The sequence below is a fragment of the Duganella sp. Root336D2 genome (assembly GCF_001425005.1).
Classification (GTDB): domain Bacteria; phylum Pseudomonadota; class Gammaproteobacteria; order Burkholderiales; family Burkholderiaceae_D; genus Rugamonas.
In genome coordinates this window covers 390,416-404,238 of the sequence record NZ_LMDB01000035.1, presented here as the reverse complement: position 1 = coordinate 404,238, position 13,823 = coordinate 390,416, and the positions used below count along the sequence as shown (strand labels likewise).

11 protein-coding genes are annotated in these 13,823 nt (G+C 63.0%); 6 read left to right on the top strand and 5 right to left on the bottom strand.

The window, feature by feature from the left end; all coding sequences use genetic code 11:
• Window positions 1-8 precede the first annotated feature (8 nt).
• The 3 genes from ASD07_RS22370 to ASD07_RS22360 are packed head-to-tail and all read right to left on the bottom strand — an operon-like array spanning window position 9 to window position 4,671.
• Window positions 9-1,022 (bottom strand): cupin-like domain-containing protein, encoded by a 1,014-nt coding sequence (locus ASD07_RS22370; RefSeq protein WP_055935344.1) that lies wholly within the window; start codon window positions 1,020-1,022, stop codon window positions 9-11.
• The gene (locus ASD07_RS22365) at window positions 1,006-1,710 is read right to left on the bottom strand and encodes a SapC family protein (RefSeq protein ID WP_055935342.1); all 705 of its coding nucleotides are present in this window, start codon (window positions 1,708-1,710) and stop codon (window positions 1,006-1,008) included. The genes ASD07_RS22370 and ASD07_RS22365 overlap by 17 nt, the downstream gene beginning before the upstream one ends.
• Before the next feature lie 42 nt (window positions 1,711-1,752).
• Window positions 1,753-4,671, bottom strand: a complete 2,919-nt coding sequence (locus ASD07_RS22360) for a TonB-dependent receptor (protein WP_055935415.1) — start codon at window positions 4,669-4,671, stop codon at window positions 1,753-1,755.
• Between the two features lie 300 nt (window positions 4,672-4,971).
• Here ASD07_RS22360 and ASD07_RS31085 point away from each other — a divergent pair, with 300 nt between their 5' ends.
• The 4 genes from ASD07_RS31085 to ASD07_RS22340 are packed head-to-tail and all read left to right on the top strand — an operon-like array spanning window position 4,972 to window position 9,814.
• Window positions 4,972-6,414: a family 16 glycosylhydrolase gene (locus ASD07_RS31085; protein WP_156398139.1), complete on the top strand. Its 1,443-nt coding sequence runs from the start codon at window positions 4,972-4,974 to the stop codon at window positions 6,412-6,414.
• 15 nt (window positions 6,415-6,429) lie between these two features.
• Window positions 6,430-6,918, top strand: a complete 489-nt coding sequence (locus ASD07_RS22350; protein ID WP_055935340.1) for a hypothetical protein — start codon at window positions 6,430-6,432, stop codon at window positions 6,916-6,918.
• Complete coding sequence (locus tag ASD07_RS22345) at window positions 6,918-8,324, top strand: DUF2868 domain-containing protein (protein WP_055935338.1); 1,407 nt, start codon at window positions 6,918-6,920, stop codon at window positions 8,322-8,324. The genes ASD07_RS22350 and ASD07_RS22345 overlap by 1 nt, the downstream gene beginning before the upstream one ends.
• A complete protein-coding gene (locus ASD07_RS22340) occupies window positions 8,321-9,814 on the top strand; it encodes a DUF3482 domain-containing protein (protein WP_055935336.1) in 1,494 nt (497 codons plus the stop codon). Before ASD07_RS22345 ends, ASD07_RS22340 begins: the two co-directional genes overlap by 4 nt.
• Here ASD07_RS22340 and ASD07_RS22335 read toward each other — a convergent pair.
• The gene (locus ASD07_RS22335) at window positions 9,766-10,494 is read right to left on the bottom strand and encodes an SDR family oxidoreductase (RefSeq protein WP_055935333.1); all 729 of its coding nucleotides are present in this window, start codon (window positions 10,492-10,494) and stop codon (window positions 9,766-9,768) included. The genes ASD07_RS22340 and ASD07_RS22335 overlap by 49 nt on opposite strands.
• 100 nt (window positions 10,495-10,594) lie before the next feature.
• On the opposite strand from ASD07_RS22335, the gene ASD07_RS22330 reads away from it, so the two are divergent.
• Window positions 10,595-11,518 (top strand): LysR family transcriptional regulator, encoded by a 924-nt coding sequence (locus ASD07_RS22330; RefSeq protein ID WP_055935330.1) that lies wholly within the window; start codon window positions 10,595-10,597, stop codon window positions 11,516-11,518.
• A gap of 51 nt (window positions 11,519-11,569) precedes the next feature.
• Window positions 11,570-12,493, top strand: coding sequence for a hypothetical protein (locus ASD07_RS22325; protein ID WP_055935328.1), 924 nt, complete (start codon window positions 11,570-11,572; stop codon window positions 12,491-12,493).
• A 64-nt stretch (window positions 12,494-12,557) separates the two neighbouring features.
• On the opposite strand, the gene ASD07_RS22320 is transcribed toward ASD07_RS22325, so the two are convergent.
• A complete protein-coding gene (locus tag ASD07_RS22320) occupies window positions 12,558-13,817 on the bottom strand; it encodes a nitronate monooxygenase (RefSeq protein WP_055935326.1) in 1,260 nt (419 codons plus the stop codon).
• Window positions 13,818-13,823 lie beyond the last annotated feature (6 nt).

Below are 13,823 nucleotides of genomic sequence, written 5' to 3'. Positions count from 1 at the left end.
GTCTCCGCTTATCGGTTGATTTTCTTGAGCAGCTGGGCGCGCAGCATGCGAGCTGCGTTGTCGTCGATCGGGCCGAGCATACGCCGGGCGCCCTCCGGAACGTGGGCTGCCGTTCGTTCATCGGCCTCGAATACGTAATGACGGAAGATCTCCTGCCATGCGCTGCGCTGTTCTGGCGGCAAGTCGCGGATCGAGAGCAGCGACAGCATGAGCGCATTGACGGGCGTGTCCATGTAAGGCGGCGACTGGCGCCACCAGTAATTGACCAGCACATTGAAGCACTCCAGCGCTTCGACATGGTGCCACCACATGCTGGGGATGAAGATGGCATCACCTGGCTCCAGTTCGGCGCATTGCGCATGGCGCATTGCTTCGCTGAAGCGGGGGAAGCGTTCGAGGTCCGGCTGGTGCAAGTCGACCAGGCTGATTGGCTGGCCGGCCGGCGTGAAGTCCAGTGGGCCGACGTACAGGTTCGCCAATTGGCCTGGCGGGAACAGCGTGAACCTGCGTCTGCCGGCAGTCACGCAGGCCAGGTTGTCGGGCAGGTCGTAGTGGGCCGGGATGCGGGTCCGGTTGCCGATCCAGATGCTTGCGAGCGCGTCGCGCGCGTCCAGGCCAAGGGGATTTTCCTCAAGGTAGCCCGGCAGGGCCGTTTCTATAGTCGTGGAGCCGACGTAGATGGTGGGAGGATGCGGATTGTCGCGCTGGCCGGCCAGTTGCATCAGGACGTGGTCCAGGCGCGTGTGCAACGAGGCGAAATTGAAGCCGCTCAGGTCCTCGTTGTAGAAGATGCGCCCGCCGATGTCCGGGGCGGCAAGCATGGCGGTCACGGTGGCGTCGCGGCAGAAACGGCGCAGGTATGCGTCGGCGCTGGCAGCGCCGTGGCGGCCTGCCTGCACCGCCGGCCAGCCTGCCATCAGCCCGCGCAGCACCAGCGGTTCGGTGGAAGCCAGTACCTCATCGTCAAGGTCGGATGGGGAGATGCCGCGCAGCTCCCTGATCGGCTTAGCACTGGCCGGCATGGAGGCGGTTCTTGCGGTCGATCAGCGCGCGGAAATTGGACATGGAGGCGATGACCATGTAGGCGGAAAGCAGGTAGCCGGCACGGTTCAACCGTTCCAGCGCGCTGCCAGGCAGCGCGGCAAGGCGTTCTTCGTTGATGGTGTAGAAGCCTGCCAGGCGGTTCTGCGACCCGTCATCGAGTTCCACGTCAAATACGAATGGTTCCAGCAGCTGGTGTTCCAGTAACCCCGCCAGGAAGCCTCGCGCCTGTTGCAGTCCCTGGTGGATGGCCAGCAGGGTGGAATTGACGCGTTCCAGGTAGTCGGAAGTTCCGCCGTGTGGCAGGAATACGCGCTCGCCGCAGGCATTGTTGATACGCGGGTTCTCCAGGTCCACATGCACCGTCAGCTCATCGCCGCTCACTCCGATCAGGAAGGGCTGGCGCTCAATCGCCAACGGCACGTAAGGCGCCTCCCAGCCGTGCAAGTCGAGGAACAGGTTTTCGCCTTCCTGGAAGCCGAACAGCGCATGTGCTTCAAAGCCGCCACCCGCCTGGCGGAATACGATCGGGTAACAGGCTTGCACGTCGCGGAATTCGGACGGAAAGGTGAGGGCGGACATGACGTTGTCCCCGAAATGGGCGCCGCGCCCGGTCTGCACGTGCAAGTCCTTGTGGTCGACATTATTGAGCAGGACAGGTTTTGCCATGGTGATCCTTATATGGTGGGCAGACCGAAGCGCGGCTTGTCGTCAGAACTTGTAGCGGGCCCCGAGCATGTAGCGCGGCCCGGATTGCGTCACGAAGAGCGCCATCGATTCAGCGCGGCCGTGCACTCGCTGGATTTCGTTGGTCACGTTGATCGCTTCAAACTGCACGCTAAGTTTCTCGTTGAAAGCGTAGCCGATGCTCAGGTCGAGCTGGCCGTAAGCTTCCGTGTAGTTCGGGTTGGGTCCCGCACCATCGAAGGTCGAAGACAGGAATTTGTCGCGCCAGTTGTAGGCCGCACGGATCGACCAGTTCTTGTCTTCGTAGATGCCCACCAGGTTGGCTGAGTTGCTCAAGCCTACCAGCGCAAACTGCTCTCCGATCTTGAAGTTGTCGTACTTCAGCCCTGAGTCCACCCAGGTGTAGTTGGCCGAAAGCCCGAAGCCCGAATTGCCGAACATATGCTGCACATTGATCTCGGCGCCCTTCAGCTTCTCATTCTTCTGGTTGGCGAAGGAGTTGATCTCGAACGACATGACCGGATCGTTCGGTTGGCCGACGATGGTACCGGTCGCATTGCCGCTGGCGTCGTCCGGGCCGCGCGTCACGCCTGGAGCGGTCGGGTGGTTGCGGAAGATGTAGTTGCGGATGCAGACACGGTCGCTGCCGCAACTGCCTTGCTGGACAGCTTCATTCCAAAGCGCGCCGCCAACCGGCGTATGCAGGTTGAACGGGGTCGCCGTGATCTTGGATTGGCCGGCATAGTTGCTCAAGTCCTTGTGGAACAGGCCAATCGAGGCGAAGCTCTGCTGGCCGTAATACCACTCCCACGACAGGTCCAGGTTCTTCGACTTGACCGGTTTAAGTTGCGGGTTGCCCTGGCTGCCTGTGCCGCCGAAATCGCGCGCCAGGCGGTCCAATGTGGTGCCGCCCTGGATCTGGTCGTAGCGCGGGCGGCCGATGGTTTCGCCATAGCTTGCACGCAGCTTCATGTCCGGGCGGATGTCGGCATCCCAGTCCACGCTAGGCAGCCAGTGATTGTATTTGCCATTGAGCGTGGTGAAAGTCGGCGCCCCGAAGCTGAGCGGAAATTCGTTGGCCGATACCCAGCTGATCCCCGTCGCGGCGGGCACCAGCGCGGTCGACATGACGTCGGTCTTTTCATAGCGCACGCCGATATTGGTGTGCATCGGGATTGCGGTATCCCAGTCGGTGCCGAACTGCAGGTACGCGCTCTTCGATTTTTCCTGGGTGCGCTGGTCGGTATCGAAGGTACTCTTCGGCATGTACATTTCCGGCAGGCCGGTAACCTTGGCAGTCAGGGCGCGCAGTTCGGCGAAATTGAAGGTGTAGAACTGGTTGAACAGGGCAGGGTTGCCGCTGCCGTTTATCTTGTCGTAGTACTGGCGCAGCGACTCCTGGTGGAACAGGCTGGCCGGGTAGTCGGATGCGGTTGACGCGCCGCCCCAGGAATCGCGCTGCTGGGTCGACATGGCGGAGCGGTTTTTCACTTCGATCGCGCCCACGCCGAAGTTCAGGTTCGATGCTTCCAGCAGCTTCAGGCTGCCCTTGAACTGGGCCTGTTCGATCTCGCCTTTCATATAGCCGTTCTGGAATACGGAACCGGTTACCTGCTGCGGGGCCTTGGTGAAATCCGCTCCCTGGATGCTCAATACCGGGAAATCATTGCGGAAGTCGACCGTGGTGTCGCCGCGGCTGAAACTTGCGGTGCCGATCACGTTGCTCGAGCCGAACGGGCTGTCCGCCTTGGATACGGCGCTGGATTTATGTACGTCCAGTTCCAGTTTCAGGCCGTCGGTCTTCCAGGCGCCATTGAAGCCGAGCGATTGGTTTTGGGTCTTGGTGGCAAAGTCGGCGCCGCCCATGGCGATATCGCTGTTTGCCGCGGGCAGCAGTTCGGTGTAGACCAGCGGGGCGGCGACCGGGCCGTTGCTCCAGGTCGAACTGGACGGGCCGAAATTGAACCAGGCGGACAGGTCCTGGCGTCGTGTCTGGATCTTGTTTTCGGAGTAGGTGTAATCCAGCGTGGTAATGAGTTCCCTGACCGGCGCCCATTGCAGGGTCAACTGGCCATTGGTGCGCTGGCGCTGCACGCCGTTCATGTTGTAGTTCAGGTTTTGCGGCAGCGAGTAGATATCGCCGTCTTTCGGGCGGTTGGTGGCGCCGGTTTGCGGCAGCGGGCCCGCATTGCCGAGGAAGGGGCCGCGCCAGCCATTTGCCACGGAAGCCTGGTTGAAGCCCAGGTTGCGCTCCTGGTAGCTGGCACTCAACGCCACGCCAAAGCGGTTGTCGTCGAAGGTATTGCTGTAGATGCCCGAAATTTCGGGCGTGGTGGCACTGCCTCGTTTCACATCGCCGGGCAGGTTGTTGTGGGATGTGTCATGCACTGCCTTGGCGCCAACGCTGGCCACCATGCCGGGGCGGTCCAGCGGCCGCGCGGTCAGCACGTTGACGGTGGCGCCGATGCCGCCGGTCGGGGTTTCTGCGCGGCCGGTCTTGTAGACCTGGATCTGCGAAATCGCTTCCGAAGCAAGGTTGGCGAAGTCGAAGGCGCGGCCATTCAGGTCGCCCAGGTTGGAGGCCGGCATCTGGCGGCCATTCAGCAGCACCAGGTTGAAGTCGGGGCCGACACCGCGCACCGTGATCTTGGAGCCTTCGCCAATGGAGCGGTCGATCGACACGCCGCTGATGCGCTGTAGCGATTCGGCGAGGTTGGTGTCGGGGAATTTGCCGATGTCGGCTGCCACGATGCCGTCTACGATACCGTCGGCATTGCGTTTCAGGTTCATCGAAGAACCCAGGCTGGCACGCAGGCCGGTCACAACCACGGTCGCGACGTCGCCGGTATTGGACGGGGCGGGCGCAACGCCTGCCTGCTCCGACGCTTGCGCCTGCGCCGGTGCGGTGAGCGCCGCGCAGGCGGTGGCAACTGCAAGGCTCATCAATGTCTGCTTCGCCTTTGGATAGTGCATTTGGTCTCCTTGGTTCTTATAGTCTGGCCGCCTCCCCAACCAGCATGGAAACGTTTCCATGTATCGCTTGAAAATACTAGGGGCAGCAAAAACGATTGTCAATAAAATACGCCGGGAATCGGCAGGAAGTGTGGGGTTTCCGTCATCAAACTGGAAACGTTTCCATTCTGGTCTGCGCAATATAGCACCGTTCAAATTTTGAAGTCAACAGCTTTACCCTGCTATATTCGCAACAAAATTGGGAACGTTTCCACTTGCTGGGGATAAATAATGCTGAGGGCAATTCTTGTCGTATTGCTGGGCCTGCAGGGCGCACAGGCAGTGGAAACCTGGCCGAACGGAGCCCATGCGGCGGTCAGCCTGGCGTACGACGACGCGCTCGCTTCGCAGCTCGACCATGCGCTGCCGGCACTGGAGCGCCATGGCCTGAAAGCCACGTTCTACCTGGCACTGGCCAATCCGCCGGTACGCCTGCGCATGGACGGGTGGCGCAGGGCGGCACTACGCGGGCACGAGCTGGGCAACCACACTTTGTTCCATCAGTGCTCCGGCAGCGCGCCGGGCCACGAATGGATTGAGGCGCACCGTGACCTTGACACCACCAGCGTCGCGCACATGCTGGACCAGGTGCGGGTAGCGAACACAATGCTGCAGGCGATCGACGGCAGGCACGAACGCACCTTCAATGCCCCTTGCTTTGAGCAGCAAGCGGCCGGAAAGTCCTACTGGCCGGCGATCCGCGACGAGTTCGTGGCATTGCGCCCGGCGGGCGCGGCGCCGGTGGGCTTGAGCGGCGCCCAGCTCATCGCGCTGGTGAGAGAGCAGGGCGCGCACGGTGGCGTGGTGAACCTGGTGTTCCATGGCGTCGGCGGCGACTATCTCGCCACCAGCAAGGAAGCGCATGAAGAACTGCTGCAGTTCCTGGATGCGCACCGCGACCAGTACTGGACTGACACCTACCTGAACATCGTGCGCCATCAGCGCGCGGCCAAGCCGGGCTGGGTCCTGGACTGGGCCGATGAATTCGAAGGAGACGCACTCGATACGCGCAAATGGGTGGCGGAAGTCGCCGGCCATGGCTACGGCAACAATGAGATGCAGTTCTATACCGCGCGCAGGCAGAACCTGCGCGTGGAAGACGGCAAGCTGGTCATCGAGGCGCGCAAGGAGGCTTACCGGGGCAAGCAATACACCTCGGCGCGGCTGAAGACGGCGGGACTGATGGAAAGGCAATACGGGCGTTTCGAGGCGCGCATCCAGTTGCCTCGCGGGCAGGGCATCTGGCCGGCTTTCTGGATGCTGGGTGCGGATATCGGCAAGGCGGGCTGGCCGCGCAGCGGCGAGATCGACATCATGGAAAACATCGGCAAGGAGCCCGGCATCGTCCACGGCACGCTGCACGGCCCCGGCTACTCTGGTGAAAAGGGCTTTGGCGCGCCAGCGCCGCTGGCAGGGGGGCAGAGCTATGCCGACAGCTTCCACGTCTTCGCGGTGGAATGGGAACCCGGCGAAATCCGCTGGTACCGCGATGGGCTGCACTACCACACTGCGCGGCCGCAATCGGTGAAGGGCGAATGGGTGTTCGAGCATCCTTTCTTCGTGCTGCTTAACCTGGCCGTGGGCGGCTATTGGCCAGGCTACCCGGATGCAAGTAGTGCCTTCCCGCAACTGATGCAAGTTGACTACGTTCGTGTATATCGCAGGGATGAGTGATGGTACACTCGGTGCATGAATGCAATCATTATTGCTGTGGCCTTAATGGGCGCGCCGGCCACGCCGGAACAGGCGGTTGCCGCCCTTTGGCGCTCACTTAGCCATGATGCCGGCCAGGCCGGCGATGAAGCTGCGCTGCGTGCCATGCTCCACCCGGACGCCATGGTGTACGGCGCCCGTTACCGCGATGGCGCTGCGGCGCTGTCAGTTGCGCGCGGCACCGATTTTGCAGCAGGCATCGGGCGTGCCGGCGACAAAGGATTCCATGAGTGCGAAGTGGCGCGCGAAGTGCGCCAGTATGATCGCTTCACAACCGTCTACAGCGTGGTCGAATCGCGCCATGAGCGCGCCGCACCGAAAGCGGATTTCACAGGCGTCAACAGTATTCAGCTGTACCGTGCCGACGACGGCTGGCGCATCATCAGCCTGTACTACCAGGTCGAACGGCCGGGACAGCCAGTTTCGCTACAGGGCGGCAAGGCAGGCGCCTGCCTGGAGGGCTGATGAACGAAAAGACCGCCCGCGCCATCATGCTGGTCAAGGCGATCGAAGAGGCCGACCAGCACAAGGAAGTGCTGACCGACGATGACCGCAAATTTGCCAGCCGCACCGCGCGCGAGCTGGCGCACTGGCAAGCGGCCGAACAGCGTTCGGCGTCGTCCCTGCCGGACTTCCTTTTCCACCGCGCCGAACAATTGCTCAAGCGGCTGGCCGCGCGCCACAAAATGTTCGCTTCCGTCACGCAGGGCCACAGCGGCATGTGGGGCGCAAGCTGGCTGCTGCCTGTTGCGGCGCTGCTGGTTGGCGCCATGGCGGAACGTTTCGGCGATCCGCATCGCGTCGATTTGCTGTCGATGCCCCTGCTGGGCATTATCGCCTGGAACATGCTGGCCTACCTGCTGCTCATCGTGTGGGCGCTGCTGCCGGCGCGCCGTGCCGGCTTGCGGCGCGGACTGGCCAACCGCATGGCGCTGGGCGGCGGCCATGTCCCGCGCCGCCTGCCGCACGCATTGGCGGGCGGCGTACTGCAATTCATGGTGGACTGGGCGCGCGTGGGCGCCCGCCTGAACCAGGCCCGCATTGCGCGCATCCTGCACTGGTCGGCTGCGGCCTTTGCCGTTGGTGCCGTGCTGTCGCTGTATGCGCGCGGCATCGTCGAGCGCTATGCCACGGGCTGGGAAAGCACATTCCTCAGCCCATGGCCTGTGTATCGCGTGTTGTCCGTGCTGTTCGCTCCTGTCGAGTATATCTTCGGGCTGGAAGGCTTCACCCTGGACGAGGTGATGGGCTTGCAGAACTGGGGGGAATCGCGCCTTGGCAACGGCGCGCGCTGGGTGCACCTGTACGCGGCGAGCCTGTTGTTGTATGTGGTGCTGCCGCGCCTTGTGCTGGGCAGCGTTGCCGCAGTGCGCGCCATCTGGCTGCGCCGGCACTTCCCGCTCGACCTGGAGCAGGCTTACTACCACCAGCTATCGGTGGCGGCCGGCGGCGAGCCGGGCCTGCTGCGCGTGCTGCCGTACAGCCTGACGGTGGACGAAGCGCGCAGCAGGGGCCTGGACACGGTGGCGCAAGGGCTGTTGGGCGAACAGGCCCGCGTGCGGCTGCTGCCGCCGGCAGCATACGGCAGCGAAGCGCCGGCGCTGGAAGCCGGCAACGGCGTGACCAATGCGGTTTTGTTCGGCATTGCTGCCACGCCGGAGCAGGAAAACCACGGCGTCTTCCTGGCGGCAGTGGGGCACGGGCGCAAGCTCATTGCCTTGCTTGACCAGTCCGCCCTGGCGGCGCGCATGGACGCCACCCGCCTGGGCGAGCGCATCGAACTCTGGCGTGAATTCTGCATCCTGCACGGCGCCGAACCGATGGTGGTCGATTTGCTGGCGCCGGCGGCCGCCAGCGGGAATGCGGCATGAGCGGCGCGCCCGTCACCATCCAGCTTGCGCTGGTTTCCCACACCAACAACGGCAAGACCACGCTGGCGCGCACGCTGCTGGGCACCGATGTTGGGCAAGTGCGCGATGCGGCCCATGTCACGACGTTCGCGGAGTCGCATGCACTGATGACCAGCCAAAGCGGCGACCGCCTGCTGCTGTGGGATACGCCGGGGTTTGGCGACTCCTTGCGCCTGATGAAGCGCCTGGCGCTGACCGGCAACCCGATCGGCTGGTTCCTGCGCGAAGTGGTGGACCGTTACCGCGACCGCCCATTCTGGCTTAGCCAGCAAGCCGTGCGCACCGCGCGCGACGAGGCGGACGTCGTGCTGTACCTCGTCAACTCGACCGAAAACCCGGGCGATGCCGGCTATATTCCGGCCGAAATGCGCATCCTTGACTGGCTGGGCAAGCCGGTGCTGGTGCTGCTGAACCAGATGGGGCCTCCACGGCCGTTGCCGGAAGAACAGGCCGAGCTGCTGCGCTGGAAGGACTTCATGCTGCAATTCGGCCAGGTGCGCGAGGTGTTGCCGCTGGATGCTTTTGCCCGGTGCTGGGTGCATGAGCGCGTGTTTTACGATGCGCTGGGCGCGCTGGTCGGACCGGAAAAACAGCAAGGCTACCAACGCCTGTTCTCCGTGTGGGAAGACACTAATGCGCGCCGCTTCAAGCAGTCGATGGCGGTCATCGCGCACCAGCTGGCGGATGCCTCGCACGACAAGCAGATCGTGGAAACTGTGGAGCGCGGCGTCATCGCATCGGCGCTGAAGATCATCGGCATTGGCAAAGGCGAGGACCGCAAGCGCCAGGACCGCGCCATGAACACGCTGGTGGCGCGGCTTAACCTGGCCATCGGCCAGGCGACCGTCAACCTGCTGGCGCTGCATAAGCTTGACCCGAGCGAGGCGCCGAAGATCAATGCGCGGGTCAGCAACAACTTCGTGGTGCTGGCGCCGGTCGACAAGGGGCAGGCCGCGCTGCTGGGCGCCATTGTTTCCGGCGCCGCCACCGGTTTCTCGGCCGACCTGGCTGCCGGCGGCCTGACGCTGGGCACCGGGGCATTGCTGGGCGGAGTAATCGGCGCACTGACCTTCGCCGGTGCAGCCTGGGGCTTCAACGTCGGTATGGAGCGCGAGGTGCCGACCATGTCGCTGTCCGACGATTTCCTGCGTACGCTGCTGGTGTCGGGTGTGCTGCGTTATCTCGCCGTCGCGCATTTCGGCCGCGGCCGCGGTAATTTTGTCGAGGGCGAAGCCCCTGCATTCTGGCAGGAGGAAGTGGAGCAGGCCGTGGCGCTGCATGAGGCGCAGGTCAGCGCCCTGTGGAAGACCCTGCGCGAGCAGGAAGAGCGCGACCTGGCGCCTGCCAGCGCGGTGCTCACCGCGATCACGGCGCACGTGCTGGCACGGCTTTACCCGGAAGGTCAGGCAGCGAACCCGCCATCGATATTAAGGCCGGCGCCGGTCACGTAGCCCGCATCTTCGCTGGCCAGGTAAGCCACCATGCCGGCAATCTCCTCGCCGCGCGCGTGGCGCTTGATCGGCATCAGGTCGTGCAGCGCCTTGGCAAAGTCGCTGTGCGCCGGGTTCATGTCGGTATCCACCGGGCCTGGCTGCACGTTATTGACGGTGATGCCGCGCGCTCCGAGGTCGCGCGCCAGTCCTTGCACCAGGCCGGTCAGGGCCGATTTGCTCATCGCATAAATCGAACCGCCGGGGAAGGGCATGCGTTCGGCATTGGTGCTGCCGATATTGATCACGCGCCCGCCTTCCCTCATGTGCGCCACCGCTGCCTGCGTGGCGGCGAACACGGCGCGCACATTGACGGCGATGGTATGGTCGAAATCTTCCATGGTCAGCTCGGACACATCGCCCAAATGCAGCACACCGGCGTTGTTGACGAGGATATCGAGGCGGCCGAAGCGCTTGGCGATATCGTCGATGGCAGCGCGGGTGGCGGCAGCGTCCGTGGCGTCGACTTTCAGCGCGATGGCCTTGCCGCCGGCAGCGCCGATTTCGCTGGCCAGCGCATCGGCCGCAGCGCCCGAGCTTTGATAGGTGAAGGCGACGGTTGCACCGTCTTTGGCCAGGCGGCGTACGATGGCGGCGCCGATGCCGCGGGAACCACCGGTGACGAAAGCGATTTTGCTCATGATTTGCTCCTGATCTGGTTGGGATGGAGCTAGTATGGGCGCGGCATTGCATCTCGACTAGCTGGTAATATTGAGTATCACTTTCAACCAAATATATCAAATGCAGCCACTGAACCTGCTCGAATCCTTCCTGCAGAGCGCCGAATGCGCGGGCTTTTCCGAGGCCGCGCGCCGCCTGGGACTGACCCCGGCAGCGGTCAGCAAGAACGTGGCGCGGCTGGAAGCGCGGCTGGGCGTGCGCCTGTTCCAGCGCAGCACCCGCCGGCTGGCGTTGACCGAGGCCGGCGAACGCTTGCTGCAGCAGGTGCGCGGTCCGCTGGCGGAGCTGCAGGGCGCCATGGCCGGCGCGGCGCAGGACGCGGGGGAACCGGCAGGCACCCTCAAAGTGGCGGTGGCGCACGGGGTGGGACGCATGTACATCCTGCCGCTGCTGAAAGGCTTCCTGCAGCGCTACCCCGGCGTGCAGCACGACTGGCGCTTTGACAACCGCACGGTGGACCTGATCGGCGAGGGCTACGACGTCGCCATCGGTGGCGGCATCGAGTTGGCGCCGGGCGTGGTGGCGCGCGAATTGGGGCGGCCGCGCATCCTGGTCACGGCCGCCCCTTCCTGCCTAGCCGGTCGCAAGCTGCCCAGCCATCCATCCGAGCTGGCGGGCTGGGAGGGCATTGCGCGCCGCTCCGCCGAAACCGGGCGCCTGCGCGACTACCTGCTGCGCAATGCCGGCGGCGAGGAGGCCGTGGCCGAATTCCGGGCGGTTGCCACCTTCGACGATCCGGAAGCGATGGCGCAGGCGGCCTGCATGGGGCTGGGTGTGGCCTTGTTGCCTGGCCCGCATGCGGCGCCACTGCTGGAGTCGGGCCAGCTGGTGCGGCTGCTGCCCGACTGGCATGCGGAAGTGGGGGCGCTCTCGATCTACTATTCCAGCAAAAAACTGTTGCCGGCCAAGACGCGCGCCTTCGTTGACTATGTGATTGGTCAAATGCGTGCAGACGACTTTGCGGGCCGGCTCGACAGGCTTTGAAAGATCACGGTAATATTGGTTTCCAATTCATCAGCGATAGGGGTGCCTTCCATGAAGTTCCGCCTTGTTACCCGCAGTGATTTTGATGGCCTGGTGTGCGCGGTGCTGCTGAAGCACCTGGACCTGATCGACGAGATCCTGTTCGTGCACCCCAAGGATATGCAGGATGGGAAGATCGCGATCACCAGCCGCGACATCACCACCAACCTCCCTTACGTCTCGGGCGCCCACCTGGCGTTCGACCACCACCTGTCCGAGACCATCCGCAATACGGGCGAGCGGCAGAATCACGTCATCGATCCCAGTGCACCGTCGGCCGCGCGCGTGGTCTACGATTACTACGGCGGCGGCAACAAATTCCCTTCTGCCTGGAACGACATGATGATTGCGGTGGACAAGGGGGATTCGGCCCAGTTCAACCGCGATGAGGTGCTGAACCCGCAGGGCTGGGACCTGTTGAATTTCCTGATGGATGCACGCACGGGACTGGGCCGCTTCCGCGATTTCCGCATATCGAACTACAACCTGATGATGGACCTGATCGATTACTGCCGTTCGCATTCGATCAGCGAAATCATGGCGCTGCCGGATGTGAAGGAGCGCAGCGACCTGTATTTCGAGCACGCGGAAAAATGCAAGGAGCAGATCCGCCGCTGCGCTACGGTGCATAAGAACCTGGTGGTGCTGGACCTGCGCAATGAAGAGACGATTTACGCGGGTAACCGCTTCGTCATTTATGCACTGTATCCTGAGCAGAATATCTCGATCCACGTACTGTGGGGGCTGAAGAACCAGAATACGGTATTCGCCACGGGAAAATCAATCCTCAACCGGACATCGAAAACCAATATCGGCGCGTTGATGCTGGAGTACGGCGGGGGCGGGCATGAGAATGCCGGGACTTGCCAGGTTGAAAACGAAATGGCGGAGGACGTGCTGGGCGCCTTGATCGTGCGCATCAACAAAGAAGGCTAATTCGGGAAAATGTCCACTTTGGGTCGCCGGAGCGCCCCAAAGTGGACATTTTCCCGCAAGCGAATTAGAAGTCTTTTTCAGGTAAAGCTATAGAATTATCGGTCGAGAACTGGTAGTCCTTGAACACGTGTTCCGCGGTCAGGACCTGGTAGGAACCATCCGGCTTCTTGAAAGAGGTGTCCTTCAGGCGGTAGGTGTAGTGGCCGCACGTCCAGCAGTTGAAGTTGCGCATATGGGTGCACAGGCAGGTCTTGTCCATCACCTTGATGCCCTTGTCGCTGCCGCCGTTGGCCACCACTTCGCGGTTGTACGAATTGATGTAGGCGCAGTTGCCGCTTGCATCGAGCAGGTAGCCGTAGGATTCGCAGCCGGGACGGATGCCGGCGCCGATAGCAGGGGTGTTCTTCAGCATGCGCATCGGATAGCCGGTCGGCGACACGCCGTTGACGATGATGTCTTCTTCGCTGGCCTTGAAGTATTCCTGCTTCACGTCTTCAGGCAGGCCGCATTCCCGGGTCACGGTAAAGCGGGTTGCCACCTGTACGCCAGCCGCCCCCATCTCGAGGAAGGACACGGCATCGCTGCCGGTGAACACGCCGCCTGCGGCAATCACCGGCACGTCCAGGTTTTCCCCCTTCATGTAGTCCAGGATCTCCTGCACGATCTGGTGCAGGTCGAAGTCCTTCCAGTCTTCCAGGCCAAAACCCAGGTGGCCGCCGGCCAGCGGGCCTTCCACGATCACGTAGTCGGGCAGGCGGTTCAGCTTCTGGTTCTTGCGCAGGAAGATCTGCAGGGCACGCACGGACGACACGATGATGCCCAGCTTCGCTTCACGGAAGCGCGGGTGGTCGGCCATCAGGGCGAAGGAGCCGAAGTGCAGGCCGGCCGACAGGGTGATACCGTCGATGCCCGCATCCAGCGCCGCGTTCAGGCGCGTGCGCAGGGTTTCCTTCGGGCCGTTCATGGTCAGCTTTTCCATGCAGTTCACGAAGATCAGGCCGGGGCCTTCCTTGCGCTGCATGGTGTCGCCGATATGGCGGCGCTGGGCTTCGGCCAGGCGTCCCAGGTCGAACTGCACCTCGGACTTGTCCATATTATTGATGTTGTGCTTGTACAGGCGGGTCTTGTCCTTGACGAAGGTGGTGTCGAACTTGCGGTCCGAAACATCCTCCACCATCGCATCGGAAATATGGCCGATGCCGCCAAGGCGCGCTGCTTCCAGCGCCAGTTCGGTCGTGGAAATATCCACGCCCATCCCGCCGATCATGATTGGCACATACTCTTTGTCGCCAAGTTTGAGGCGGAAATCGTCAACACGTTTCATTACAGT